This window comes from Paludisphaera soli (assembly GCF_011064595.1).
In the GTDB taxonomy this organism is placed as follows: domain Bacteria; phylum Planctomycetota; class Planctomycetia; order Isosphaerales; family Isosphaeraceae; genus Paludisphaera; species Paludisphaera soli.
In genome coordinates this window covers 128,748-154,018 of the sequence record NZ_JAALJI010000004.1, presented here as the reverse complement: position 1 = coordinate 154,018, position 25,271 = coordinate 128,748, and the positions used below count along the sequence as shown (strand labels likewise).

Below are 25,271 nucleotides of genomic sequence, written 5' to 3'. Positions count from 1 at the left end.
GGCGATCCACGCCCCGCGCCCACTCGCCGGAACCTTCCATCCGCCCGCCTCGGCCACCCGTCGCGAGCGAAGGGGGGCGGCCGGTCGAGCCGTCTCCAGCAGGCCCGAATCGGCCCGCGTGATGTGTGCGGGGACAATACATCCATCGCCCCGGACTGTCCAGGTCGAAAGCCCCCCCGGGCGGGGTTTCGCCGGCCTGATCAGGCGGACGGCCAGACGCCGCGAAGCTGGGCGGTCAGGAGCGGATCGGCGACCGCCGCGCGCGGCGATCCGGCGTCCGGCCGCGAGGCGATCCGCAGGGCGAGCGACGCCGCGTCGACCATCGGCAGCCCCGACCGCGCCGCCGCCCCGCGGATCGACAGCGCCGCGGCCCCCCGCGCGACGACCCGCACGAACACCTTGCGCGGCGGCGGGCCCCCGGCGAGGACGACGATCAGCCCGGCGTCCCCCAGCAGGGCGAGCGACGACCCTTCGAGCAGCTCGGGCGTGCCGTCGCGCAGCGCCTGGGCGAGCCGCCGTCGCGAGGCCCGGACCTTCGGGTCCCCCTCGATCGTCTTCAGGTCCTCGCGCTGCTCCTCGGGCGTCGTCCGCAGCATGGCCTCGAACCGCGCGAAGCGGAGGCCGTAGTCGACGAGCCCGACGGCGATCATCGCCGCCGCCAGCGCCCAGGCGGGCGCCGTCAGGATCGCGAACGCCCCCCGCGCGGCGTCGGGGAAGTCCAGGAAGCTCAGCCCCTGCAGGGCCCCCCAGCGCGAGCGGACGCCCCAGGCCGCGACGGCCGACAGGATCAGCGCCTTCGCCACCGACCAGACGCCCCGCTCGACCTTCATCCCGAACCCGCCGCCGCGGCCGACTCGCCAGAGCCGCGAGGGGTCCGGAGCCAGCAGCGCCGGCGCCCAGAGCCCCCGGGTCTGGAATTGATGCGCCGCGAAGGCCCCCAGGGCGAAGCCGGCGAGCACCGCGGCGACCGGGAGGACGACCCCCGCCGCCGCGTCGCGCACGACCCAGGCCAGGTCGGCCGCGTCGGCCAGAGGTGCGGCGGGGCCGGTCATCGGCGCGCGGACCAGGGCGACGAGGGAGCCGGTCAATCGCGTTTCAAAGGCGGTCAGGAGCGAGACCGCGACGAGCCAGCCGGCGGCGGCGGTCAGCTCGGGGCTGTGGGCCGCCTGGCCCTGCTCGCGGGCGAGCTGGCGACGCATCGGGGACGCGGGCTGCGTGCGATCTTCCGACATCGGGCCCTCCCCTCCTCCGCTCGCGTTCGATCAGAATCCGGCCCGCGCCCAGTCCATCCAGGCGGCTTCCAGGCAGGCCGTCAGTGCGACCAGGCCCGCCATCACCAGCAGCACGCCCAGGGCCGCGCGGATCGGCAGCGAGAGCGCCATCAAGGGGACGCTCGGCGCGAGCCGGCCGAGCCAGCCCAGCGCAACCCCGGCCGTCGCCAGCGCGACCGCCGGCGGCGCCGCCGCGCGGACCGCCAGCTGGAGCGCCTCGGCCGCCTGCGCGAACATCGCCTGCACGGTCGACCGCTCGAAGACGAGCCGCCCGGCCGGGACGGTTTCGAAGCTCTGGAGCAGGGCCTCGGTCATCCGCAGCGGGCCGTCGACCGCCAGGAACGCGGCGATCGCGATCAGGCCGTAGAGGTGGCCCAGCGCCGTCAGCTCCTCGCCCGACTCGGGGTCGAACAGCGAGGCCGTCGACAGACCCGCCTGCGCCGCCACGATGTCCCCCGCCTGCTTCGCCCCGGCGACCACGAGCGACGCCGCCATCCCGATCAGGGCGCCGACGAGCCCCTCGTTGATCGCGAGCCAGCCCAGCCCGTAGGGCGAGGACGGCGTGCCGACCAGCGGCGCGGCCAGGGGCGCCATCCAGGCCCCGAGCAGTAGCGCCAGCACGATGCGGAACCGCCAGTCGACGCCCGGCGCGGCCAGCACCGGGGCGGTGAAGCAGACGCCCGCCGACCGCGCCGCGATCAGGGCGCAGGCCGCGCCGTTGGCGGTCAGCCAGCCGACGTCGAGCGGCAGGTCGGTCATCGCGGCCCCGTCCTTCGCATCGAGGTCAGATCATATCCGGGATCGAGCCGATGAGGTCGACCGTGAAGTCGATCCAGCGGGCCGCGAGCCAGGGGAGCAGGACCAGGGTCGCCAGGACCACCGCCACCAGCCGGGGGACCAGGCCGACGACCGGCTCGTTGAGCTGGGTCAGGGTCTGGAGGATGTTCACCGCCAGCCCGACCGCCAGCGCCGCCGCCAGAAGCGGCCCGCCGAGCAGCAGCGTGAGCCGGAGCGCCTCGCGGGTCCAGTCGATCGCCTGATTGATGTCCACGTGGAGCCTCCCTTCTAGACCGAGAAGCCGGCGAGCAGCATGTCGGCCACCAGCAGCCAGCCGTCGGCGAGCACGAAGACGATCAGCTTCGCGGGGGTCGAGACCAGGGTCGGCGGCAGCATGAACAGGCCCATCGCCGCCAGCACCGCCGAGACCACGAGGTCGATGACCAGGAAAGGCAGGTACAGCAGGAAGCCGATCTTCAGCGCCGTCGTCAGCTCGCTGAGGATGTAGGCCGGGGCGACCACGCCGATCGCGAAGTCCTCGGGGGCTTCCGGCTGGGCGGCGCCGGGGGTCCCGCCCCGGGCCCGATCGTGAAGGGTCGTCAGGTACTCGCCGTGGTTGGTCATGACGATCTGATCGACCATGAACTTCTTGATCGGTTTCGACCCCGCGTTCCAGGCCTCGACCGGGCCGGCCTTCCCGGCCATGTAAGGCTCGACGGCCTCGGCGTAGACCCGCTCCGCGACCGGCCGCATGACCAGGGCGCTCAGCAGCAGCGCCAGCGCCATGAGCACCTGGTTCCCCGGCACCTGGGGGCTGCCCAGCGCCTGCCGCAGCAGGATCAGGACGATGTTGATCCGCACGAACGGCGTGATCATCAGGAGCGCTACGGGTGCCAGCGAGGCCGCGCCGAACAGGACCGCCGACTGCAGCGTGCGGGTCAAATCCGTCGGGGCCGGCGGCTGGGCCTCGGCACTCCTCGGCGCGGGCTCGACGTCCTCGGCCGGGGGCTTCTCGACGACCGCCGCCGGAGTGTTCAACCGCGACGGGGCTGCAGGCTTGCGGGCTTCCTTCGAGGTCGTCTGCGCCAGGCCTGAGCCGGCGAAGACCGTCGTCAGGAGGACCAGCACGGCGATTCTGACGAACCATCCCTTCCCCCCTGGCGGGGGAAGGTGGCCCGCAGGGCCGGATGAGGGGGAAGACGAGCATGAACACCCTTCGGAGTGACGGGCGGCCCGAAGATCCCATTGCGGACTCGCGCAGTTCGCCTTGATGGTCCCCCTCATCCGCTCCTGCGGGCCACCTTCCCCCACCAGGGGGGAAGGGGATACGGCTCCTGGCTCGTCGTGGCGCCCGCTCATGATTCGTCTCCGATCCGCACGTCGAAGCGGCTTTGCGAGGCGATCGGTCGGTGGGCGGGGGGGACGGCCGCGACCCGTGCGGCCGGCGGCGGGGCCTCGGCGACGGCCTCGTCGTCCAGCTCGCCGAGGAGCGCGGGGGCCCCCTGGGGGCCGACGCCGATGAGCAGGGTCCGGTCGCCCGCCTTGACCGCGAAGACGGCGTGCTTGGGCGGAAGCGAGACGCGGCCGACGACCTGCAGTTTGACCGAGGGCCCGCCGACCGCCTGGCGCTTCGCCGCGATGCAGACCACGCCGGCCGCCCCCAGGACGACGACCATGAACGCCGTGCCGAGCCACCAGCCTTGCGAGCCGGGCGCCAGCGAGGCCCCTCGCGACTTCTTGCTCGCGGCGGTTTCGATATGGGGTCGTGCAGGGACGGCTTGCGGGGCGGCGACGTCCTGCGCCGACGCGGCCGGAGCGGTCGCCAACGCCAGCAGCAGCGCGACGAGGAGGGAGAGCTTGGCTCGTTCCATGCGAGGGTCCTTCATGAGTCGCGGGAGCCGTTCGGCGGGGCGAAGCGCGGGGGATCGCGGGTCGGGGCGGGTCCGGTCAGACCAGCACTTCCTCGCGGCCGCTGGGGTCGGGCAGGTCGATCACCCCCTGGTCGTAGAGGATGCGGAGGCGTTCCGAGACCTCGACCTGGGCGACCTCGGTGTCGGAGAGGCGGAACGGGCCCAGGTTCTCCAGGTAGCGTTGCAGCGTCTGGCCGGCCGAGGCGTTCAGGGCGCCGATCACCTTGGCCCGCAGCGGCGGGGCCGAGCCGGCGAGGGCCAGGGCCCAGGCCTCGGCGTCCTCGGCGCGGAAGGCGGCGCGGATCTCGCGGTCGTCCATGCGGAGGAGGTCTTCGAAGACGAAGCAGAGGCGACGGAGCCCGAGGCTGAGGAACTCCTCCAGCACCACGGCCTGCTCGGCCGGGTCGACCCTCTCCATCCGGGCGATCTCCCAGGTCACCGCGTCGACGGCGTCGCGGTCGAGGTGCGCGAGCATCTGCGACGAGAGCGACTGCTCCAGGCTGACCAGGACGATCGCCGCCTTGCGCAGCGGCGGGATCGAGGCGATCGACGGCGCGTCGGCGGCCTCGGCCCCGGGGGCGAGCGGGTCGAGCCCGGCGCCGGCGTCCCCGCGGAGGGGGTCGGCGCCGACCTGGGCGTGGGGCTTTCGGACGGAAGCGGACGCGGTCGACGGGTTCATGACCTTCCCCCTCCCTGGCTCGTCCAGCGGTTGAGCACGCTGAAGGCGGTCTCCGGGTTGCGTCGCACGAATTCCAGCACGCGCTCGGTCGGGGGCGGGGTGCCGGCGGTCCCGCGATGGTAGCGCAGGTCGCCTCGGGACGGCGAGGCCCGCCGCGGCGCGGGTCGGCTGCCGAAGACCCACGTCCCGAAGGCGACGAGCGAGGCGGCCGCCGCGCCCGCCGCGCCGGCCATGGCCCACTCCCGGCCCGTCCGCCGCGACGAGGTCGAAGCGGCGGCCGGCGCGTGGTCGGACGGGATCCCGTCGGGCAGGACCTCGACGAGCGTCGGCTCCCAGTCGACCGGGTCGGCCTCGGGGACGATGAGCCGCACCGTGTCGCGGACCAGGGCCTCGGTCCGGTCCTTGAGCGCGAGGTACTCCTCGTGCGAGGCGTGGCCGCCGTCGGCCATGAGGCCGGTGTTGTAGTAGTAGCTCCGGGGGACCAGGACTCGGACGCGGCCCTGGGCCCGTCGGGCCGGCGCGAGGATCGCGTCCGCCTCGGGCGCCGGGGCCTCCTCGTCGGGGTCCAGCTCCATCGCCCGGTTGAGCCCGACGGCCAGGGCCGGCCGCGGGGCGGAGGCCGAGGGGATGGGCGTCGGGGCGGGGCGGAGGGCGACCGGCTCGGGCTCGGCCGGCGCGTCCTCGATCTTCACGTCGACCCGCGCGCCCTTGATCCAGTCGAGCTTGTCGTGGATGCGGCGGCTCAGCTCCTCCTCGCGGGCCCGGTTGTTCGAGAGCGCGGCGAGGGCCGGGTTGTCGGCGTCGCGATAGACGCGGCCCTCGCCGTCGACGACGGTGAACGACTGCCGCGTCAGGCCGCGGACGCCCGCGGTGAGGATCGAGGTGATCGTCTCGACCGTGGAGGAGGGGAGTTCGCGGCCTTCCACGGTCTGGACCTGCACCACGGCGGTGGTCCGAGTCGTCGGCCGCAGGACGCCTCGCTGGGCCTCGCTCTTGAAGAACACGAACGAGCTCTCGACGCCCGGCAGGTCGTCGATCATCGCCTCGAAGAGCTTGGCGTTCTCGCGCTGGGCGCGCTCTTCCTTCTCGCGCGGCGACTCCCAGAAGGAGGAGCCGGCGGCGGCGCTCTCGCGGAGCTCGCCGGGCGATCGCGGGCCGAGGTCGAGCTTGGCGAGGATCGCGGCCGCGGCGACCGACGAGCGGCCGGCGACGCTCACGCGGCGGCCCTCGATCCTGTAGTCCACCCCCTGGGCCCGCAGCGCCCGCCCCACACGCCCCAGGTCCTCGCGCGGGAAATCCCGCCCCGATTCGAGATAGACGCGATCGGCCGGCGCGATCGACCAGGCGGCCAGGCCGCCGGCCGCGGCGATCCCGCCGGCCATCAGCGCCAGCAGGGCGAACCGCGAGGTCGCGGAGCGTCCGGCCGTCGCCTTGCGGGTGCGGTCGAGCCAGGAGCGAAGGCGGGCCGGCGTCTTGCCGAGCGCGTCGATGCGGAAGGTCGCCATCCATCCTCCACGGATCCGCCCCGGTCGGGAGAACCGCCCGTCGTCATGGCCCGTCCCTGGGCCGGACGCCGGACGCGTCGCGGGGCGACCGTGTTATCCACATTCCGCCCGATCTGTCAATCGCGGGCGGCCTCGGGCGGGACCCTCAGGAGAAGAGCGACTCGACGAACGCCTCGGCGTCGAACGGCTGGAAGTCTTCGATCCCCTCGCCCACGCCCAGGAACTTCACCGGCAGCTTCAGCGTCTGCCGGACGGCGACGACGACGCCCCCCTTGGCTGTGCCGTCGAGCTTGGTCAGGATGACCCCCGTGCAGCCGATGCTCTTGGTGAAGACCTCGGCCTGGCGGATGGCGTTCTGGCCGTTCGTGCCGTCCAGCACCAGCAGCACCTCGTGCGGAGCGCCGGGGATCTGCCGCTGGACGACCGACTTGATCTTCTCCAGCTCGCGCATCAGGTGGGTCTGGGTGTGGAGCCGGCCGGCGGTGTCGACGATCAGGACCTCGCTCCCCCGCGCCAGGGCGCGCTGGCAGGCGTCGTGGGCGACGCTCGCCGGGTCGGCCCCCGGGGCGCCCCGGACGATCTCGCAGCCGGAACGCTCGGCCCAGATGGAGAGCTGGTCGGCGGCCGCGGCGCGGAAGGTGTCGCACGCGGCCAGGACCACGGACTTGCCCTGGTCACGGAGACGCTGCGCCAGCTTGGCGATCGAGGTCGTCTTGCCCGAGCCGTTGACGCCGGCGATCAGGTAGACGCTCGGCTTCTTGGCCGAGACGGTCAGGGCGTCCGGGCTGGGGTCGCGAAGCAGCTCCTTGAGCTGATCCTTCACGAACGCGACGAGGTTCTCGTCGGCCGTCTGGTCGGCGAACGCCTCGCGCACCGACTCGATGATCCGCGAGGTCGCCGCCACGCCGACGTCGGCCTGGATCAGCCGCCCTTCCAGCTCGTCCAGGAACGCCTGGTCCACCTTCCGGCCGAACCACGACCGTACGTTGAACAGCTGCGCCGTCTTGGCGAGCCCCTTCTTGAACCGCTCCAGGATCCCTTTGATCGCCATGTCCGCCCTTCGTCTCCCTGCGGGTCGAGTGTCGCCGTCCTCGGGCGCGGCCCGGGGATGATGAAGCCATTTTAGCACGCCGGGCCGGTCAGGCCGAGGCCGGCCCCGGCGGGCCCGTCGCCCGGCCGCGGAGGCGCTCGAGGTCGGCGTCCGGGGTCGCGACGGCGCCGACGCGGCGGCCGGGGCGGTCGGGGGCGTGGAAGTCGGATCCGGCGGTGGGGACGAGGTCGAGGATCTCGGCCCAGTCGCGGAACCGGCGGCCGACGCGGTTCTGGATCCCCGGCCCGGCCGTCTCGATCGCGCCGAGCCCGGCCCCGGTGAGCGTCCGCAGCGATTCGAGCTTCAGGTTGAACGGCGGGTGCGCCCACGAGACGACGCCGCCGGCCGCGCGGACCAGGGCGATCGCCTCGAAGGCGTCGAGCCGCTCCTTGACCACGCAGGCCGGCTTGCCGTCGGCGAGGAAGCGGTCGAAGGCCTCCCGGACGGTCTGGGTCTGCTTAGTCCGGAACAGGTATTCGGCCAGATGCCGCCGGCCCAGGACGGCCCGGGGGAAGCAGCGGCGGAGGGCCGTCAGGTCGACGACCAGGCCCAGCTCGCCGAGCTTCGCGGCCATCGCGGCGAACCGGCCGACGCGCTCGGCCCGGAGCCGGTCGACGGCGGCCGTCAGGTCGGGATGGTCGCGGAAGAAGTAGCCCAGGAGGTGGACCTCCCGGCCTTCGTACTCGCAGGTCAGCTCCACGCCGGGGACCAGCTCCACGCCCAGCCGGGCGGCCTCGTCGCGGGCGTCGGGCAGGGCGGAGACGGTGTCGTGGTCGGTGATCGCCAGGGCGGCGAGCCCGACCTGCGCCGCGGCGACGACGACCTCGCGCGGGGAGCAGGCGCCGTCGGAGTGGGTGGTGTGGACGTGCAGGTCGGCGTCGCGGCGGATCACGCGGCGGGGCCTTCCCCGGCGGTCGTCGGCGAGGACTCGGGACCGGGCTGGGTCTCGGCCGCGACGTCGGGCTCGCTCTCGGGCTCGGCCCCGGACCGGGAGGCCGGCGCCTGGAGCTGGAGGACCTTGTCGAGGATGCCGTTGACGAACCGGCTGGACTGGGCCGTGCTGTAGCGCTTGGCCAGCTCCAGGGCCTCGTTGATGGCGACCTTGGCGGGGACGTCGGAGCCCAGGAGGATCTCGAAGGCGCCGAGCCGGAGGATGTTGCGGTCGATGGCGGCCATGCGGTCGAGCCGCCAGTTCTCGGCGACCTGCTTGATGGCCTCGTCGATTTGGGGCTGGTTCTGCCGCACGCCCTCGATCAGCCCGGTCGTGAACTCGACGAGGGGCCGGTCCCGAAGGAGGCGGCGGTCGATGAAGCGACGGACGTCGGCCGTCATGACGCCCGAGTTCTGCTCGAGCTGATAGAGCACCTGGAGGGCGACTTCGCGCCCTCGAGAACGTCGCGTCATGATGCACTCGCCTCGGCCGCGTCGGCCGCGATCAAACAGCTCGGCTTCGCCGTCCCTGGTCCACGTCTCGTCCGGCCACGGCGCCGCTCGACCCCTGCCTGGCGATCCTATCCGATCGCGGCCCTCGTCGGAAAGGCCAGTGGAATCGACGCGAGGGCGGGGCGCCGGCGACTTGGCCTCAAGAGGCGCGGTCGGGGCGACGATCTTATGATGAATGAGGAGTGATCGTCCGCCGCGGCCGGACGCCCGTCGGGGCGTCGGGGTTGACAGGATCGGGCGGTCGGTTAGATTCCGGCGCACCATCCCGGCGACGGGACGGGCGTCGTCATTTCAAACGGAAACGAGCGTCCAGGCCGTGTCACCCGAGGAGCCAGCGGGAGGAGCCGAGCCGGAGCGGAGGCCCAGGGCCGTCCATCGCCCCGTCCTGATCGACGAGGTGGTCGAGTGGCTCGCGCCCCGCGAGGGGTCGATCCTCGTCGACGGCACGTCCGGGGCCGGCGGCCACACCGCCGCGCTGGCCCGCCGGGTCGGCGCCGCGGGCCGGGTCGTCGGCTTCGACCGCGACCGCGAGATGCTGGAACTGGCCCGCGCGGCCGTCGCCGGCCTGCCGGTCGACCTGGTCCACGCCCCCTACAGCGCGATGCGGCGACGGCTGGCCGGGCTGGGGATCGAGGCCGGCGCGGTCGACGGCGTGCTGCTGGACCTGGGGCTCTCGTCGGACCAGCTGGCCTGGCGGCATCGCGGGTTCAGCTTCGGGGCCGACGGGCCGCTCGACATGCGGTTCGACGCCGATTCCGAGGGCCCCACCGCCGCCGAGCTGCTCGCCGAGAGTTCGGCCGAGGACCTCGCGAAGGCGTTCTTCGAATTCGGGGAGGAACGGTTCAGCCGCCGGATCGCCCGGCGGATCGTCGAGACGAGGGACGCCGAGCCCCTGACCACGACCGGACAGCTCGCCGAGCTGGTCCGGCGGTGCATCCCGGGGAAGCTCAGGCACGGCCCGATCGACCCGGCGACCCGGGTCTTCCAGGCCCTCCGCATCCTGGTCAACGACGAGCTGGAGCACCTCGACGCGATCCTGGCGGAGCTGCCCGAGATCCTCGCCCCCGGGGGTCGCGCCGCGATCATCAGCTTCCACTCGCTGGAAGACCGACGCGTGAAGTGGGCGTTCCGCAACGACCCGAGGTGGGCCGTCCTGACCAAGAAACCCGTCACCGCGACGGCCGAGGAAACGGCCGTCAACCCCCGCGCCCGCAGCGCCAAACTAAGGGTGGCCGAACGATGGTCGAACCAGGAAGCTATCCCGACCCCGACGAGCCCCAGGCCCTGACGCCCGACGCGGTCGACCACGCCCCGGCCTACCTCGACGACCAGGCGCAGGCCTACGCATACGCCGAGCCCGACGCCCCGGCCGGCGCGACGACGGGCTACGCGGACCACGACGAGGCTGCGGACGGATCGGCGCTCGAAGCCGAGGCGAAGGCGGCGAGGTCGCCGGCCGCCATGGCGAAGGTTTTGCACGGGGCCGTCGCGGTCGCCGGGGCCTGCGGGAAGGCGGCGTCGTTCGCGGCCGGCCGGGTCGCGGGCCTGGCCTGGGCGTATCCCCGCGCCTCGGCCGCTTCCGCCCTGTCCGTCCTGGTCCTCGCGGGCGTGCTCTCGCTGAAGTCCGGCAAGTCGCCGACCGTCCAGCTCCCCGGCCCCAAGCCATCGCCGGCCGCATCGAACACGGATCGGCCGGGGGACGAGCCGCGCCTCCCCGAAAAGGTCGCAGCGGAGACCTCGCAGGAGGCAGAGCCCCCGGCTCCCGCCTCGGAAGCGGTCGCCGAGGCTCCCGCGCCGGCGCCGGCCACCGACGAGGTGGAACGCACGAGCGCCCTGGGCGAGCTCGGCTTCCCCGCCCTGCCGGCGATGGACGAGCCCTCGCCCGGCGAGCCCCCCGCGCCGGATCTCGACGAACCCGCGCTCCCCGCGCCGGCGGGGGCGTCGATGCTGCTCGCCAGGGCCGATCTCGATCCCAAGGGCGACCTGCCAGCACCCGCCCTGGAGCCGGACGCCGAGGAGCCCAAGGCGGCCCCCGCACCCGCACCACTCGATGAGCCCAAAGAGCCCTCGTTCGGCCCAGCCCCCCTCCCCGCCCCCGCGGCCGACCAGGGCACCGCCCCCTCGCCCGCGGCAGACGTGAAACAGCCGGCCCCGGCCCCCGCGGCTCATCCGGCTCCGACCGACCTCGGCGCAGCCCCCGAGCCGACCAAGCCCGCGACGGAACCGCCGGCGGCCTCCGCCCCGGCCGAGACGCCGAAGGCGCCGGGGGCGCTCGACCTCCCCGCGGTGGCCGACGCGGCCCCCGAGGCTCCCGCGGCCGATTCCGCCGCTCCCGCGGCCATCGGCCTTCCCCAGTCGGCCCCGGCCCCGCCGGCCGATGCGGCCCCCGTGCCGGTGCCCGTGCCCTTACCGCTTCCGCTGCCGAGCAACCCGACGACTGGTACGACGCCCCCGACCGACGTCCCTCCGCTTGGGCGGGTCCCCGAGTCCGATCCGACGACGCTCCGCGGGGGGGGCGATCCGCTCCCCAACGCCGATCCGGCCCCGGACCGCGGCCGGACGGCCGAGCCGCCCGACGGCGATTGGGTGCCGATCAAGCACAGCGCCGGCGAGCCGAAACTCGACCCCGGGGACCTCGACCTGACCGACGCCGATTTCGAGGCGCGTCCCGGCCGGGACGCCGACCCGCTCGGCGAACGTCGGGATCTCGAAGCCGAGGAGCCCCTCCGGTTCGTCTCCGAAGGAAGCGCGTCGGCGGCACCCGTCCCGACGGCGGCCGCCCCGCCGGCCGTCGACCCGGCCTCGGCCCGGCGCGACGAGGGCCGGATGGAGACGGTCCTCCACAAGGTCCAGCCCGGCGAGAACTTCTGGACCATCTCGCGGACCCACTACGCCTCCGGACGCTACTACCGCGCGCTCGGCAAGGCCAACGCCGACCAGTTCCAGCGCCTGGAAGATTTGTACGTCGGGGCCGTCGTCCGGATCCCGCCCCCCGAGGATCTCGACCCGGCGTTCATCGACCCGCCGGGCGGCCGTTCCGCCCGCAACCGCGACCCGGCCGAGCCCGAGACCGCCCCGACGCGGACCGCCCAGGCCGACGCCGCGCCGGCCGTCCGACGCTCCGGCCGGAACGACGGCGAGCTGAACCTGCCGGTCTCCGATCCCTCGACCGAACGCGTCGCCGATCGCGACGACCGCGACCGCCGCCGCATCTCGCCCCGCGAAGACCTGGACGAGCCGACGACGGTGACTCGTCGCGCCGAGAGCCGCCCCGTCCACAAGATCCGCGCCCGCGAGACCTTGCGTTCCATCGCCCGCGACCGCCTCGGGGACTCGCGCCGCGCCCGCGAGATCCTCGACCTCAACCGCGACGTCGTCGACGACCCGGCTCACCTCGTCGTCGGGCAGATCCTGAACCTCCCCGACGACGCGGAGTGAGGATGGGCGTCGGCATCCGCCCTCTCCGGCCGCGTCGCGCCGGGGGGCGGGTCAGGGCCCGCCCTGGACGTCCTCCAGGAACCACGCGTGGCTCGGGAGCCAGGTCGCCCCGCCCTCGCCCGGCTCGGCGTCGAGCCACTCGACGCCCCGTTCCGGCGGCCCCCAGAGCGACTCCATCCGGAGGACGCACTCCCAGGCGGGCCGACCGTCCCTGAGGAGTTCGTCCACGTCGTCCGAGTCGGCGTGCAGGGCCAGGAAGCCGGCCCCGAGGCCACGGGCGATCGAGCGGAAGGCGTCCAGGTGGGCCCGCCGCAGCGGCTCGTCGGCGACGAGGGCCCGCCACCGGCCCCCGCATCGCACTTGCATCGCGGCGGCCGTCACGGTCAGGAAGAGACGCCCGGGACCGTTGAAGGTCCGCAGGCCCGGCCGGCGGGGGTTTTCCGGGTCGGCCTCCCACGATCGGAGCGGGTCCGGGAGGTGATCGGGCTCCGTCGCCCGCCAGAACTCCTCCAACGACCGCGCGGCGCCGGACGCGGCGTGGAGCCTCGCGAGGACCTCCCCGACGTCGCGGAAATCGGCCAGATCGTGATCGATCAGCATGTTGATCCGGACGCCCATCGCCGTCCTCCGCCCCGGACGCCGCTCGGCGTCGACCCGCCCCGACGAGGCCGATCATACCACGCCGAGTTCGCATGAGGGCCCGAGGCGCGTGCGAACGGCCGGGGGCATGGGGGCCTCCGGCCGTCGGGCGATGTGAGGGCGGTCGGTTCGTCGGGGCTCAGGCGGAGCGCGAGGAGTTGAAGCGGGCGCGGCGGCCGAGGAGGGCGCGGCGGGCGACGGCGAAGTCGTCGAAGGGGGAGACCCGGTCGGCGAAGATCTGGTAGGCGTGGCGGCCCTTGCCGGCGATCAGGACGACGTCCCCGCCGCGGGCGTCGGAGAGGGCGGCCTCGATGGCGCGCCGGCGGTCGGGCTCGACCTGGACCTTGCCCGGCCGGCGGAAGCCCCCCAGCACGTCGTCGAGGACGAGGTCGGGATCCTCGGCGCGGGGGTTGCCCAGGGTCAGCACCACTCGGTCGGCCGAGGTCTCGGCGACGTGGGAGAGCGCCCGGCGGGTCGCTCGGTCCTGCCCCCCTTCGGCGCTGAGGACGAGGTGGATGCGGCCGGCGGAGACCGACTTCAGCGCGGCGAGGGCCTGGGCCAGCGGCGCGGCGGTCTGGGCGCCGTCGATGCGGACGTCGAAGTCCTGGCCCTCGTCGACCGCCTCCAGGTGGTTCGCGACGCACGAGACGCTCTCCAGCCCCGCCGCCACGGCGTCGACGTCGAGGTGGAGCGACCAGGCGAGCGCGGCGGCGGCCAGGGCGTGGCTGACGTGTCGGGGCCCGACCAGGCGGAGGTCGACGGTCCGGGCGCGGTCGAAGCCCTGGAGGACGAACCGCGAGCCCGAGGCGTCGAGGCGCTCGATCACGGCCGAGACGTCGACGCGGCCGGGCCGCTCCAGGCCGAAGCTCACGCGGCGGGCGTCCAGGTTCAGGCCGCCGAGGAGTTCGGCGTTGGGGTCGTCGTCGTTGACGACGGCCGCGCCGCCGGGGGCGATCTTGCGGAAGAGCCGGGCCTTCGCCCGACGCTTGCGGAGGCCGGCCTCGACGGGGAAGCCGGGGGGGAGGGTCAGGTCGGTCGCCACGGCGGCCTGGAAGGTCACGCCTTCGAGGCGGCGGGCCTCCAGGGCCTCGGCCCCGACCTCGATCACGCCGGCCTCGCACTTCTGCTCGACCATGTGCGAGAGGATCGACGCCAGGCCGGCGGCGCCGCCGGGCCAGGCGCCCGTCGGCTCGGAGCCGGGCTCGGCGAGCCCCGCGCCCATCGGCCGGGAGACGAAGCCGTCGGACCAGCCCGCGCCGCCGACCAGGCCGCAGCGAACGCCGGCCGCTTCGAGGATGGCCTGGGCCATCAGGCCGACGACCGTCTTGCCGTGGACGCCGGTGACGCCGAGCATCGCCAGTTTCGACGAGGGGTCGCCGGCGAGGGCCTGGCAGATCCGCGAGTGGGCCTCGCGGGCGTCGTCGACGACGACCTGGAGCCGGCCGGCCTCGGGGACCTCGCGCTCGACGACGACCCCCGCCGCGCCCCGGTCGAGCGCCTCGCGGACGTGGCCGTGGCCGTCGTAGCGGGCGTCGCGGACGGCGACGAACACCTGGCCCGGGTCGAGCCGGCGGTGGTCCACGGCGCATCCGGTGACCTCCCAGTCGGGACATCCCACGAACTGCGCCCCGGGGAGCAGCCGTCGGAGGCTCACCGAGGGGATCCCACGCTGCGGTAGACGATCGACGAACCAGCGTGCCATGGGCATCGCCTCCTTGCCTTGCCAGCCAGCCCTTTTTCCGCTCACCCCCCGCATCCGGCCCGCGGCGTCATCCCTGTACAGCCCGCGAACCGGGGCCGGCGTCCTCGCGCTCGGCCCGCGCCTTCATCTCCGCCCGACGCTTTTCACGCGCCTTGCTTCCTGAAGCCTGATCCAGCACGGCCCGTTGCGGGCCGCCTTCAGCATGGGAGGTGCATCACCAGCAGGTCGCGGCATTCTTGGCGAACCCCCGAAAAAAGGCAATCCCAAGACGCCCGGAAAGCCGATACATGTCGGTTGCGCCCTCGGCGACCGGATCATCGCGCGGGGATGTCCAGGGCCGCCATCGCGTCCAGGTCCTTGGCCGTCGGTCGGCGGTGCGTCCCCAACAGCCGATCGCCCCCCAGCAGGAGGTTGAAGTTGGACCGGGGGTAGGCGTGGTGCAGGTAGTGGTGGCGAGCGACGGAGCGGAAGTAGGCCGTGTCGAGGAGGAAGGCCAGGGGCCGCGGGGCCCGCCTCAACGCCTCGCGATGCGGCAGGTGCAGATACGGGTGGATGAACATCGACAGCAACGGGGCCGCCAGCGGGATGGGCAGCGCCGCGAGGGCGGCCCAGGGGCCGACGCCGAGGGCGAGGGCCGGGATCAGCGGCCAGACCGCCCCGTTGTACGTCAGGAAGCCCCGAAGGCCGACGGAGAGCCCGTACCGCTCCCGCTGGATCAGCGGGTCGCCGCGCGGCTCGATGATCGCGTCGACCCTCGCCTTATCCTCGTCGTCGAGGAACTGCGTCACGTGGTCCCGCGCGAAGGTGAGCCCGTGATGGACCACCGCATGCCGGTAGTGCGCGCGGAGCAGGTGGCCGCAGAGCCGGGGCCGTCGCGCCCAGGCCCGCCTCAGACGGGGGCCGGCGTGGCCGACCGTGCGGTGCAGGAACGATTCCGAAAGCGTCGCCGCCAGGTACGACGAAGCCAGTCCGACCGCGATCTGGACCCAGGCGTTCATGCCGTCGGCCTCGCCCCGTCGTCGATCGATCGACCCACGCGAGGCCTCGCCGGCCTCGCGCACGGGGACCCATTGTCGCGGCGAACAGCGAACTTTCAAGGAGCTTCCGGCGCTTTTTCGACCCAGCCGTTTCCCGGTCTCGTCCGCCGGGGGGCGTCGCTCAGGCGGCCTGGGCGTCCGCGCGGGCGATCGGTCCGCCGTCGTCGGCGGGCAGGGTCGCGAGGGGCGGGCCCTCGACGGCCTCGCGGCGGATGCGGAACAGCTTGGCGCCGAGCGTCAGGACCAGGAGCGTGGCGGGGACGAAAAGGTTGCCGTAGGCCTGAGCGGCGAGCGGGAAGGCCACGGCCGTCGCCGGCCCGAGCAGGATCGCGGCGAGCCCGACGCGCTCGAACGCCCGGCGGCGCGGGTCGGCCGCGGGGTGTTCCAGGGCCTCGTGCAGCGCGACGGTCATCGGGTAGATGAGCCAGACGAACGCGTAGTTGAACGACAGGGGCGAGAACATGACGATCAGGGTCGTCACCATCGCGAATTCGATCGCGTCGGTCCGCGCCGTGCGGGCCCGCTCGCGGGGCCAGGCGGCCAGCGTGAAGAGGCTCAGGGCGGCCATGCCGCCGAGCGTGGCGAGCGTGACGGCCCGGAAGTCCAGCGAGGCGACGTTGACTCGCCAGGCCTTCTTGAGGTCCTCTTCGATCCCCTCGAACGCGGCGGCGACGGCGGCCTGGCCCTGCGAAGGCCCTTCCAGCATCGCCTTCAGGTCCAGGGAGCCGTCGGCGCGGGCGGCGTCCGGGCCGCCGAGCTTGCGGTCGCGGCGGATCTTGCCGATCCGCTTCGCCAGCACGGCCTCGCCGTCGGCCGGCACGTCGCGGAGCAGGCGATGCGCCATCGCCATGATCGACTGGTTCTTGTAGCTGTACGACCGGAAGGGGCGCTGGGCGATCCCCTGCTTGTTGTAGGTGAACAGCATCCCGCCGGCCCAGACCTTCACGTCGCGAACGGCCTGCTCGGGCGTGCGGAAGGCCAGCGGCACGACCAGCAGCCAGGCCGCCAGCGCGACGACCGTCGCGGCCGAAGCCCGCCAGCGTCGCCGGTAGACGAAGTAGCCCAGCGCCAGGATCGGGAACGCCTTGATCGCCGCGCCCGTCGCCACCAGCGTCCCCGCCCAGCCGTCCTTCCCCGCCCGCAGGCAGGCGAAGGCACCCAGCAGGAGCGTCAGCAGCGTCAGGTTCGGCTGGCCGAGCAGGTAGGTGTTGTGGATGAGCGCGATGATCACCAGCGACGGCAGCAGATACAAAAGGGGGTTCCGCCCCCTCGCCCCGCCGCCGGTCGCCAGCCGGACCGAGAGGATCACGGCCCCCAGCCAGGCGACGGAGTGCACCAGGACCAGCAAGACCCCCGTCGCATACGGCCCGACGTAGCTGACGTACCCCAGCAGCGCCGCGGCCGACGGCGGATACATGAACGGGAAGAGCCGGTTCGAGTCCGGGTCGGGATAGACCTCGAGCCCCTCGCGCACGGCGGCGCCGACCTGATACCAGAGGCTGTAATCCTTGTTCGGCTCGCCCCGGAACAGGTTGACCAGCGGGGGCGCCGAGAACGCGACCATCAGGACGGCCATGAGCATCAACAGCCGACGTTCCCAAGGCCGGGGCGACGGATCGCCGCCGGTCGGGCTCGCATCGCCCCCATCACGAAGGACTCGCGGGGCCGTCACCAGGCCGGGTTCGTCGGGGTGCGCCATGATCCGAGGAGTCTCCGCTGCCGACGGACGGACTCCTCGCGACGCGGAGGCGCCGGGGTCGTCTCGTCCGTGAGAATGATCCCTGTCCCGAAGGATCGGCGAATCCTAATCGACGCCCCGCTTTCCGAGAATGTCAATCCCGGGAATGGGGCCGGGCCGATCCGCCAGGCAAACCCACCCGCCGGATGACAGCGTGCTTGACGCCATGTTAGGATCGAGACCGAGTCCGGCGCGGCGAGTGGGGCCTCTCTCGCACAAGTCCTCGGCCGAGCCGGCTGACACGACGGCGGAGCGTGAAGACCCTCGACGACCAACCATCTCAAGCGGCCACCATGAGTTTCATCCGGAATCCGAAGCGATCGTCCGCGAGGCGTCGGCTGCGGCCGTCCCTGGACCTGCTGGAGGTCCGCCTGGCGCCGGCGGGCTTCTCGATCGTCCAGCAGCCCGTCCCGGTGCAGGCCCGCGTCGGCCAGGCGGTCGTCTTCCAGGCGGCGGCCGACGCCCCCGGCCTGACGGTGCGGTGGCAGGCCAGCGACGACGGCGGCGCGAACTGGTCGGACCTGCCCGACGGCGACAGGACCGTCACCGTGGCCGACGCGACCCGCACCTGGTACAGCTATGCGACCGCCCCGGGCCAGGACGGCCGCCGGTTCCGCGCGGTCTTCCTGGCCGACCCGGGCGACCCGCTTCCGACCGATCCGGCGACGTTGGGCCTGTCGCGCGCGGCGTCGACGATCGCGGTCACGCCGAGCGCCAGCCCCCGGAGCATCGGCGAGCCGATGACGGTCACGGTGCGCGTCGCCTCGGGCGAGCCCGGCCGCACCCCGCCCTCGGGGGGCCTGACGCGCGTCTCCATCGGGCCGCTGCAACTCGCCGGGGTGCTCGTCGCCGGCCAGGCGGTCTTCCAGATCCCCGACACGCTGGATCCCGGGACCTACGCGTTCGACGCCTCCTACGACGGCGACGCCTTCACGGCGCCCGTCGCCGCCGCGCTCGATCCGCTCGTCGTGCAGCGGGGGGCGGGCCGGATCGCGGTCGAGATCCCTCGTGAGGCGGCGCGGGGGGCCCCGACGACGCTGACCGCGCATGTCGACCAGTGGATGCCGCAGGGGCACCCGAGCCCAGGGGGCGTCATCCTGCTGGACGGCGGCCGCCCGATCGACTTCGTGCAGCTCTCGCTTCAGGCCGACGGCCGCTACGCCGTCGCCCTGAGCACGGCTCGACTCGCCGAGGGCGAACACTACTTCCAGCTCGTCTTCCTGGGCAACCCGCGGACCTACGCCGCCTCGTCGGGCGTCTATCGCATGACGATCAAGCCCGCGGGCTCGACCGTCCAGCCCGGTCTCGCGACGCCGCTCGGGGCCCCCGCCGCCCCCGCGACGACGTCGGGCTCGCCCCCCGGGTCGCCCTCGACGTTCGATCCGGCCGGCGCGACGGGCGAGCCGTTCGCCCTGCTGACGACGCTGACCGCCGGCCTCGACGACGGCTTCGGGCTGACCCTGTCCGCCTCGGCCGACGGCGCCGTGCTCGCGGTCGGCGCGTATGACGAGGTGATCGCGGGATCGGGCGGCAAGGGCTCGGCGTCGATCTACGTCCGCTCGGGGGACGCCTGGGTTCGGGCGGCCCACTTCTCGGCCGTCGGGGCCGACCGCTTCGGCTTCGAAGTGGCCCTGAGCGCCGACGGCTCGACCCTGGCCGTGGGGGCGCCGCTGACGGCCGTGGACGGCCGCGCCTCGCAGGGCGCCGTGTACGTCTACGCCCGCACCGGCGACGAATGGGGCCCTCGTCCAGACTCTGACCGCGTCCGACGGCCGGGCGAGCGACCGCTTCGGCTACTCGGTGGCCGTCAGCGGCGACGGCCGGACGATCGCCGTGGGGGCCGAACGCGGCGGGGGCGTCGCGCAGCTGGCGAACAAGGTCTCGGCCTACGTCTTCGTCCACGAATCCGGCGTCTGGTCCCAGCAGGCCGAGTTGGAGCCGGCCGAGGGGACGACCGCCTCGGTCGACATGACGGTCGGCGTCGAGCTGGCCGCCGACGGCGCGACGCTGCTGGTCACCGCGCTGACCTTGACGACGCCCGGCGGGCTCGCGGCGGTCTACTCGACGGCCGCGGGGGGATGGACCCGGGATTTCCTCCTGGACTCGCGCCACCACCCCGGCGTGCTGGGCCTGACGGGCCGGGCCGCGCTCAGCCCCGACGGCAGCGCCCTGGTCGCCGGGGCGCGGGTCGATGCCGCCCCGGCCGCGGCGAGGCCCGCCTTGCTCGTCTTCGATCGCTCCGGCTCGACCTGGAGCCTGACCGCCGCCTTGACCGCCCCCGACCCGGATTCGGCCGACCCGATCGGGGCCGGGACGTCGGCGGGCGCGAAGCTCGCGTTCAGCCCCGATGGGGCGACCATCCTCGCGGGGGCCCACGAGGCGACCGTCTCGGGCGCGGCGAATCGCGGCGCCGTCCACGTCTTCGAACGTTCGGGCGGGACCTGGTCGCACGTCGCGAGGCTGACGGCCGCCGACGGGCTCGCGGGCGACAATTTCGGCGCGACGATGGTCGCGAGCGGCGGGTTATTCTTCATCACGGCCTTCCGCCCCAGCATCGTCAACGGCCGTTCGCGAGGCGTCGTTTACGCCTATCGCGACGCGAGGGGCGGCCTGGAGATCGCGGGCCCCGCCGACCAGACCGTGCTGGCGGACGCACCGGCGACCTTCACAGCCCAGGCCGACGGGACGTTCGCGTCCGTGCATTGGCAGGCGAGCGACGCCGGGGGCGGGTGGGCGGACATCGCGGGCGCCGACGACGTCGTCCTCACGATCCGCCCTGCCCTGGCCGACTCCGGGAAGCGCTTCCGCGCGGTCTTTCGCACGGCGGGCGGCGTGGTCGCGGCGTCCGAGCCGGCGACGCTGACCGTCGTCGAGCATCAGGTCGGACTCGCCCTCGGCGTCCGGGACAACCCGCGACGGGTGGGCGACCCCCTGGTCGTCACCGTCGTCGCCAGGTCGGCCACGACTGACGCCCCGCCCGAGGGGGACGTCGAGCTGACCGTCGGGACGTTCCGACTGACCGCCGCGCTCGTCGACGGCATGGCGACCTTCTCGATCCCCACAACGTTGGCGATGGGCGGCCACGTCGCGACGGCTTCGTACGGCGGGGACGGCCTGAGATACGGCGCGGCGTCCGCCGCCGCGCCCCTCGCCGTCGTGCGGGGGACGTCCACCCTGACGGCCGAGATTCCGGCCACCGCCACGGCCGGCTCCCTCGTGCGGTTGACGGCCGTGCTGGGGCATTCGGGGACCGTGGCGACGCCGGGGGGCGGCGTCATGTTCATGGACGGCGGCCGGCCGATCGCCTTCGAGCAGCTCTCCGTCGACGCCGAAGGACGGATCACGGCCACCTTCGCGACCGCCGGGCTCGCTCCCGGGGACCACTACTTCCAGCTCGTCTACCTCGGCAACCCCGGGACGTACGCCTCGTCGTCGCCGCTGTACAAGCTGACGATCACGCCGCCCGCCGCCACGCCGTCGCTCGCCTCGCAGACGGCGAGCGATCCCAGCGGGCCGACGCTCCCCGCGTTCGCCGCGATGCGGTCGACGGGGGGCTTCCGGCCGAAGGCGGTCCCGTTTCGGGGCCGCATGAGAGGGTTAGCCGAATCGTCGATGGAGGAGCCTCGGGCGGAGACGCCGCCCATGTCCACGGCGCGGCAAGTTCGCGCCGTCAACTGGCGACGCGTCGGGCTGGATGTTAGTTTGCCCCCGTGGTGGCACGATGGCGTCGCGAGGCGACGACCGAGATGAGCCCCCGACGGCGGGACGAGGGCCCGCCCCCTCTCTGGGCCGAAACATCGACGATGAAGAATCCACCGAGCGGGACGCGGCCGATTTCACGATTCGAGAGACTCGGAGCCGGGGGGCCGCCGGCCGCGAGGCGTCGGCTCCGGCCGGGCCTCGAGCCTCTGGAGGGTCGGCGGGCGCCGGCGGCGGGCCTGTCGGCGGGAATGCCCATCGAGGCCCGCTACGCCGCCTCGGAGTCGCTCGGACGCGAAGACCGGTCCTACGTCGCCGTGGCGGCGGGCCCTGAGGTGTACGCGCTGGCGAACCCCGCCAACGCCTACGCCGCGACCGTCGCCGCCGACGGCTTCCGCATCGCCGCCGGCGCGGACTCCTGGACGCTGACCGTGGCGGGCCTCGGCTACGGCGACGAAATCCGGCCGCTCGGCGCGGCGACCGTCGCGACGGCGGCCAACCGGGTCGAGTACGACCACGGCGCGGTGACGCAGTGGTACGTCAACGGCCCGCTCGGCCTCCAGCAGGGCTTCACGCTCGACGCCCGGCCTGAGGACTCGCCGGCCGACGGCCTGCTCACGATCGTCCTCGACGTGGGCGGCCTGGCGGCGACTCCCGAGCCGGGCGGGACCTCCGTCGCCCTGTCGCGCCCCGACGGCTCGCCCGTCGCCACCTACGGCGGCCTGATCGCCTACGACGCCGAGGGCCGGTCGATCCCCGCGACCATGACCGTGGTCGCCGCGCCCGGGAGCCCGAGGATCGCGATCCTCGTCGACGACGCCGAGGCCGTCTACCCGCTGGTCGTCGACCCGTACGTGCAGACGGGTACGCCGGCCGTCTTCCACGATTGGTTCGCCTACCCCGCGCTCGACGCCACGCCCGACGGCCGGCTCATGGTCGTGGGCACGCCGCGAGAGCCGCGCGAAGGGAGTGCCACGCCCGGCCTGGTCCGGGTCTTCGAGCGGTCCGGCGGCGCCTGGGTCGAAACGGCCGTGATCGTCCCGGATTCCGGTCATTACGAGTTCGGGGCTTCGGTGGCCGTCAGCGACGATGGCTCGACACTGGTCGTCGGGGACGCGTCGAGCTTCTCGGTCTACATCCGCGACGAATCCGAATGGTCGATCGCGGGGACGTTCTCGGCGGCGGAGGACTCCCACGCCGCCCGCCTCGTCGGCCCCCTTGCGGTCTCGGCCGACGGGGCCGTGATCGTGGCGGTCGAGCGCGACTGGGTCGGCCATGGCCTCGGGATCGCGACGTTCAAGAGGAGCGGCGTCGACTGGGAGCGTGCCGGCGTCATCCCCAAGCCCGAAGACCTCCCGGACAACTCCTTCGGCGCGAGCCTGGACCTCGACGCGGCCGGCGCGACGCTGGTCGTGGGGGCTCCCGTCAACGGGATCCTCTACGAATACCGCTCCGCCGCCCTCATCTACGCCGACTCCGGAACGGGATGGGTCCGGCAGGCGCAGCTCCGGGCCGAGCCCGGAGTCTGGGTGGGCGGGATCCTGGGCAGATCAGTGGCGATCAGCGGCGACGGCTCGACGGCGTTCGTGGGCGGGGCCGTGACCCGGAACGGCGGGCCGCAGGGCATCCTGGTCCTCTCTCGCGTCGGGGCGGGGTGGGAGCGGTCGGGCTACCTCGGCATCCCGGAAGAGTGGCGCGTCTGGGACGTCGGCGAGGCGATCGACGTCAACCACGACGGCTCGGTCGCGTTGACGACCGCGTTCGGCGCCTGGATCGACCGAGAGGACACCCGGGGCGTGGCGATCGTCTTCCGGCGTTCCGAGTCGGGTTGGGTGCCCGGACCTCGCAAGACCCCCCTCGAGGAACCGTCGGGAATGCTGTTCGGCCTGGGTGCCGCGCTCACCGGCGACGGGTTCGTCGTCGTCTCGGACGCGAGGGACGGCGCGCGGGGCCGCAGTGGCGCGATCTACGCGTTCGACCTCGTCGACGGGTTCGACGTCGTGGAGGGCCCGTTCCCCCAGGACCTCATCGTCGGCCGGCCGGCGACGTATTACGCCGCGGCCGACGCCCCGGGCCTGGAGGCCCGGTGGCAGGCCAGCGACGACGGCGGAGCCTCCTGGCGCGACGCCGCCGGCGAGGTGCGGACGACTTCCTCCGGCGGCTTGACGGGCTCGACCCTGCAATTCTCAATCAGGGCGGCCGACGCCGGGGACCTCTTCCGGGTCGTGTTCGTCGACCCCGAGTCGGGCGCGTCCCGCGCCAGCCTCCCCGCCCTGCTCCGGGCCGATCGCGCGGAGCCGCAGATCGCCCTGGCGTTCAACGTCAATCCCGCCCCGGTCGGGGCGCCGGTCACGCTGGTGGTCCGGGTCGACGCGGCCGTCCCCGGCCTGCCGACGCCCACCGGGATCGTCCGTCTGGAATCGTACTGGCCGTCGTCCGACTTCGGCCCCTACGAGGCCGCGCTGGTCGACGGCCGGGCCGTCTTCACGATCCCCGGCGCGGCCGCGGCGGGGGCCCGCGACCTGCGCGTCTCCTACCTGGGCGACGACGTCTCGGCCCCGGCGAGCAACGTGCGGACCCTCTGGGTCGAGAGGAACCGATCCACGTTGAACGCGGAGACGCCGGCGGAGGCGACGCTCGGCGCGGCGACGACGATCACGGCGGTCCTCGATTCGTCCGGGACCGGCCCGGCTCCAGGCGGGGGCGTCGTCTTCTTCGACGGGGGCGTCCCTTTCGCGTTCGTGCAGGTGGCGGTCGTCGGCGGTCGCGTCGTGGCCTCGACGACGGTCCGGCTTTCCGCCGGCCCGCATTACTTCCAGTTCGTCTACCTCGGCGACCCACGGACGGCCGCCGCTTCGTCGGGCGTCCACCGCACGGTCGTGAAGCCGCCCGGGGAGTCCGTGGCGACCGGTCTGGCGGCCCCGCTCCCGGGGACGGCCCCCACGCCGAAGCCTCCCCCGGCTCCCGATCCGGAAATCGTCCCGCCGCCGTTCGCGGTCGAGGCCCCGGGGACCGTCATGGCCGTGGCGGGCGAAACCTTCACGATCCGGCTGCCGGGCGGCGGCGCCTACCGCTCCGTCCGCTGGCAGGTCAGCGACGATGGGCTCGCCTGGGTCGACGTCGAGGGCGAAGGCCGACCCTGGCTCCGCGGCACCGCCCGCTTCGCCGAATCGGGCCGCCGCTTCCGCGCCGAGGTCGTCGACGAGGCGGGCCGGGTCACCACAACCGAGCCTGTGACGCTCGTCGTCGAGCGTCCCCGCCCGCTGATCTTTGCGGGCCTGTACGCAGGCCTGAAGTCCCCCGGACGCTGGTTCGTCCAGCCGACGGGCGTGTTCGCCGCGACGGTTTGGCCGGTCGAGCAGGCGGGCGGGGCCGGCATGCCGCCGGAGGACGTCCGATCCCGACCCGGCTTCTATCGAGCCATCGGTTCCTATGAAGAGGGCGACCCGGACTTCGCCCCCGCCCGCATGGCGTCGACCTACGAGAACCCCAGGCGGACCGTCAACATGGCCGCCTCCGCCTTCGAGTACGCCGACGGCAGGGTCGAACTCCAGGTCCGCCTCACGGAGTACGAGGGCTATCCACCCTTGAGCGGGGGGGTGCTCTTCCTCGACAACGGCCGGCCCTTCGCCTTCGTCCAGGTCACGCCCGACGGCCGGTTTTACGCGGACGCAGCCTTCCGTTCGAAGGAGTTCGCGCGGGGAATCCATTACTTCCAGTTCGTCTACCTCGGCGATCGGCAGAGCCTGGCGAGGTCGTCCGGCGTCGTCGCGTTCGAAGTCCGCGGCCCGGAGAGGACGTGGTCGGCGACGGCGGCCGCGTCGTCGATTCCACAGATTTCGCGAAATTCGACCGAGACGGCCGTAACGTACGTTTCCATCGCATCGCCGACTTCGGCGAACATATCGGAACCGTCGCCGTCCCGACCGAGGAGGCCGATCCCCTGCCGGCCGGCATCGAACTTCACGGGCCGAATGCGCTCGTCCGACGTGCAGGCCGGCCCGTACGCGAGGCCGGCCGCGCGGGCCCGGCGCCCCTTCATGGAACCCAACGCATCCCGATATTTAGACTTGCAGTGATCTCGCCGACGCCGGCCTGCGACCCGCGCCGGAAATTCTCGCGATTTCCCCGCCATCCCCCTTCCACAAGGGGATAAGCTCGTGTCTAATCGAAGAGGAATCACGGCGTCGCCCTTCAAGAATCGACTCGAAGTGCGACGAACACATTAAGGTGAGGAGCCGGCCTACGGCCGGCGGCGTCGATGCCGCCGAGACCGGGCTGGACGCCACCCCCCGCGACGAATCAGATTCGCGAGACACCGGCCTGCAACGGGCCCTGGGCGG

At 73.6% G+C, this 25,271-nt stretch carries 20 protein-coding genes and 1 pseudogene; 5 read left to right on the top strand and 16 right to left on the bottom strand.

The genetic code is table 11. From position 1 onward, the window contains the following. Positions 1 to 200 precede the first annotated feature (200 nt). From G6O68_RS07325 to nusB, 10 genes are all read right to left on the bottom strand, one after another. Positions 201 to 1,232: an EscU/YscU/HrcU family type III secretion system export apparatus switch protein gene (locus G6O68_RS07325; protein ID WP_165246339.1), complete on the bottom strand. Its 1,032-nt coding sequence runs from the start codon at positions 1,230 to 1,232 to the stop codon at positions 201 to 203. Positions 1,233 to 1,262: 30 nt separating this feature from the next. After that, positions 1,263 to 2,030 (bottom strand): flagellar biosynthetic protein FliR, encoded by a 768-nt coding sequence (locus G6O68_RS07320; protein WP_165246338.1) that lies wholly within the window; start codon positions 2,028 to 2,030, stop codon positions 1,263 to 1,265. A 25-nt stretch (positions 2,031 to 2,055) separates the two neighbouring features. Beyond that, positions 2,056 to 2,322, bottom strand: coding sequence for a flagellar biosynthetic protein FliQ (locus tag G6O68_RS07315; protein ID WP_165246337.1), 267 nt, complete (start codon positions 2,320 to 2,322; stop codon positions 2,056 to 2,058). Between the two features lie 14 nt (positions 2,323 to 2,336). Beyond that, on the bottom strand, positions 2,337 to 3,176 hold the full coding sequence (locus G6O68_RS07310; protein WP_240911092.1) for a flagellar type III secretion system pore protein FliP: 840 nt from the start codon (positions 3,174 to 3,176) through the stop codon (positions 2,337 to 2,339). 227 nt (positions 3,177 to 3,403) lie between these two features. Continuing rightward, positions 3,404 to 3,919: a flagellar biosynthetic protein FliO gene (locus tag G6O68_RS07305; protein ID WP_165246335.1), complete on the bottom strand. Its 516-nt coding sequence runs from the start codon at positions 3,917 to 3,919 to the stop codon at positions 3,404 to 3,406. A gap of 76 nt (positions 3,920 to 3,995) precedes the next feature. Then, positions 3,996 to 4,637: a FliG C-terminal domain-containing protein gene (locus G6O68_RS07300; RefSeq protein ID WP_165246334.1), complete on the bottom strand. Its 642-nt coding sequence runs from the start codon at positions 4,635 to 4,637 to the stop codon at positions 3,996 to 3,998. After that, positions 4,634 to 6,142 carry a hypothetical protein gene (locus G6O68_RS07295; RefSeq protein WP_165246333.1) on the bottom strand — a complete coding sequence of 503 codons (1,509 nt, stop codon included), beginning with the start codon at positions 6,140 to 6,142 and terminating at the stop codon, positions 4,634 to 4,636. Before G6O68_RS07295 ends, G6O68_RS07300 begins: the two co-directional genes overlap by 4 nt. A 145-nt stretch (positions 6,143 to 6,287) precedes the next feature. Beyond that, entirely contained in the window at positions 6,288 to 7,193 is a 906-nt protein-coding gene (gene ftsY, locus G6O68_RS07290; protein WP_165246332.1) for a signal recognition particle-docking protein FtsY, read from the bottom strand. 88 nt (positions 7,194 to 7,281) lie between these two features. Further along, complete coding sequence (locus G6O68_RS07285; protein ID WP_165246331.1) at positions 7,282 to 8,124, bottom strand: PHP domain-containing protein; 843 nt, start codon at positions 8,122 to 8,124, stop codon at positions 7,282 to 7,284. Further along, complete coding sequence (gene nusB / locus G6O68_RS07280) at positions 8,121 to 8,636, bottom strand: transcription antitermination factor NusB (RefSeq protein ID WP_165246330.1); 516 nt, start codon at positions 8,634 to 8,636, stop codon at positions 8,121 to 8,123. Before nusB ends, G6O68_RS07285 begins: the two co-directional genes overlap by 4 nt. Before the next feature lie 355 nt (positions 8,637 to 8,991). Between nusB and rsmH the strand changes: the two genes are divergently transcribed. Further along, the gene (gene rsmH, locus G6O68_RS07275; protein WP_240911091.1) at positions 8,992 to 9,963 is read left to right on the top strand and encodes a 16S rRNA (cytosine(1402)-N(4))-methyltransferase RsmH; all 972 of its coding nucleotides are present in this window, start codon (positions 8,992 to 8,994) and stop codon (positions 9,961 to 9,963) included. Further along, positions 9,915 to 12,113 carry a LysM peptidoglycan-binding domain-containing protein gene (locus G6O68_RS07270; protein WP_165246328.1) on the top strand — a complete coding sequence of 733 codons (2,199 nt, stop codon included), beginning with the start codon at positions 9,915 to 9,917 and terminating at the stop codon, positions 12,111 to 12,113. The genes rsmH and G6O68_RS07270 overlap by 49 nt, the downstream gene beginning before the upstream one ends. A 51-nt stretch (positions 12,114 to 12,164) precedes the next feature. Here the strand turns inward: G6O68_RS07270 and G6O68_RS07265 are convergent, their stop codons facing one another. The 6 genes from G6O68_RS07265 to G6O68_RS32685 form a co-directional block, all read right to left on the bottom strand. Beyond that, a complete protein-coding gene (locus G6O68_RS07265; protein ID WP_165246327.1) occupies positions 12,165 to 12,731 on the bottom strand; it encodes a hypothetical protein in 567 nt (188 codons plus the stop codon). A gap of 160 nt (positions 12,732 to 12,891) precedes the next feature. Continuing rightward, positions 12,892 to 14,454 (bottom strand): Mur ligase family protein, encoded by a 1,563-nt coding sequence (locus G6O68_RS07260; protein WP_165246326.1) that lies wholly within the window; start codon positions 14,452 to 14,454, stop codon positions 12,892 to 12,894. Between the two features lie 314 nt (positions 14,455 to 14,768). Then, entirely contained in the window at positions 14,769 to 15,452 is a 684-nt protein-coding gene (locus G6O68_RS07255) for a hypothetical protein (RefSeq protein ID WP_165246325.1), read from the bottom strand. A 160-nt stretch (positions 15,453 to 15,612) separates the two neighbouring features. Then, positions 15,613 to 17,190, bottom strand: coding sequence for a glycosyltransferase family 87 protein (locus G6O68_RS07250; protein WP_165246324.1), 1,578 nt, complete (start codon positions 17,188 to 17,190; stop codon positions 15,613 to 15,615). A 319-nt stretch (positions 17,191 to 17,509) separates the two neighbouring features. Next, the gene (locus G6O68_RS32690) at positions 17,510 to 17,797 is read right to left on the bottom strand and encodes a hypothetical protein (RefSeq protein WP_165246323.1); all 288 of its coding nucleotides are present in this window, start codon (positions 17,795 to 17,797) and stop codon (positions 17,510 to 17,512) included. A gap of 9 nt (positions 17,798 to 17,806) precedes the next feature. After that, positions 17,807 to 18,109: a hypothetical protein gene (locus G6O68_RS32685; RefSeq protein WP_165246322.1), complete on the bottom strand. Its 303-nt coding sequence runs from the start codon at positions 18,107 to 18,109 to the stop codon at positions 17,807 to 17,809. A gap of 181 nt (positions 18,110 to 18,290) precedes the next feature. On the opposite strand from G6O68_RS32685, the pseudogene G6O68_RS33510 reads away from it, so the two are divergent. The 3 genes and pseudogenes from G6O68_RS33510 to G6O68_RS07225 all read left to right on the top strand — a co-directional run. Then, positions 18,291 to 18,935 (top strand): annotated as a pseudogene (locus G6O68_RS33510) (hypothetical protein); the annotation flags it as partial. A 49-nt stretch (positions 18,936 to 18,984) separates the two neighbouring features. Then, entirely contained in the window at positions 18,985 to 20,979 is a 1,995-nt protein-coding gene (locus tag G6O68_RS07230) for a hypothetical protein (RefSeq protein ID WP_390625360.1), read from the top strand. A 200-nt stretch (positions 20,980 to 21,179) separates the two neighbouring features. Continuing rightward, complete coding sequence (locus G6O68_RS07225; RefSeq protein WP_165246320.1) at positions 21,180 to 25,007, top strand: Ig-like domain repeat protein; 3,828 nt, start codon at positions 21,180 to 21,182, stop codon at positions 25,005 to 25,007. Positions 25,008 to 25,271 lie beyond the last annotated feature (264 nt).

Coding starts and splice junctions, on each gene's coding strand:
- G6O68_RS07260 (WP_165246326.1), bottom strand. CDS start 14,454: ATGGCACGCTGGTTCGTCGATCGTCTACCGCAGCGTGGGATCCCCTCG.
- ftsY (WP_165246332.1), bottom strand. CDS start 7,193: ATGGCGATCAAAGGGATCCTGGAGCGGTTCAAGAAGGGGCTCGCCAAG.
- G6O68_RS07320 (WP_165246338.1), bottom strand. CDS start 2,030: ATGACCGACCTGCCGCTCGACGTCGGCTGGCTGACCGCCAACGGCGCG.
- G6O68_RS07265 (WP_165246327.1), bottom strand. CDS start 12,731: ATGGGCGTCCGGATCAACATGCTGATCGATCACGATCTGGCCGATTTC.
- G6O68_RS07250 (WP_165246324.1), bottom strand. CDS start 17,190: ATGGCGCACCCCGACGAACCCGGCCTGGTGACGGCCCCGCGAGTCCTT.
- nusB (WP_165246330.1), bottom strand. CDS start 8,636: ATGACGCGACGTTCTCGAGGGCGCGAAGTCGCCCTCCAGGTGCTCTAT.
- G6O68_RS07270 (WP_165246328.1), top strand. CDS start 9,915: ATGGTCGAACCAGGAAGCTATCCCGACCCCGACGAGCCCCAGGCCCTG.
- G6O68_RS07225 (WP_165246320.1), top strand. CDS start 21,180: ATGCCCATCGAGGCCCGCTACGCCGCCTCGGAGTCGCTCGGACGCGAA.
- G6O68_RS07300 (WP_165246334.1), bottom strand. CDS start 4,637: ATGAACCCGTCGACCGCGTCCGCTTCCGTCCGAAAGCCCCACGCCCAG.
- G6O68_RS07325 (WP_165246339.1), bottom strand. CDS start 1,232: ATGTCGGAAGATCGCACGCAGCCCGCGTCCCCGATGCGTCGCCAGCTC.
- G6O68_RS07295 (WP_165246333.1), bottom strand. CDS start 6,142: ATGGCGACCTTCCGCATCGACGCGCTCGGCAAGACGCCGGCCCGCCTT.
- G6O68_RS07255 (WP_165246325.1), bottom strand. CDS start 15,452: ATGAACGCCTGGGTCCAGATCGCGGTCGGACTGGCTTCGTCGTACCTG.
- G6O68_RS07305 (WP_165246335.1), bottom strand. CDS start 3,919: ATGGAACGAGCCAAGCTCTCCCTCCTCGTCGCGCTGCTGCTGGCGTTG.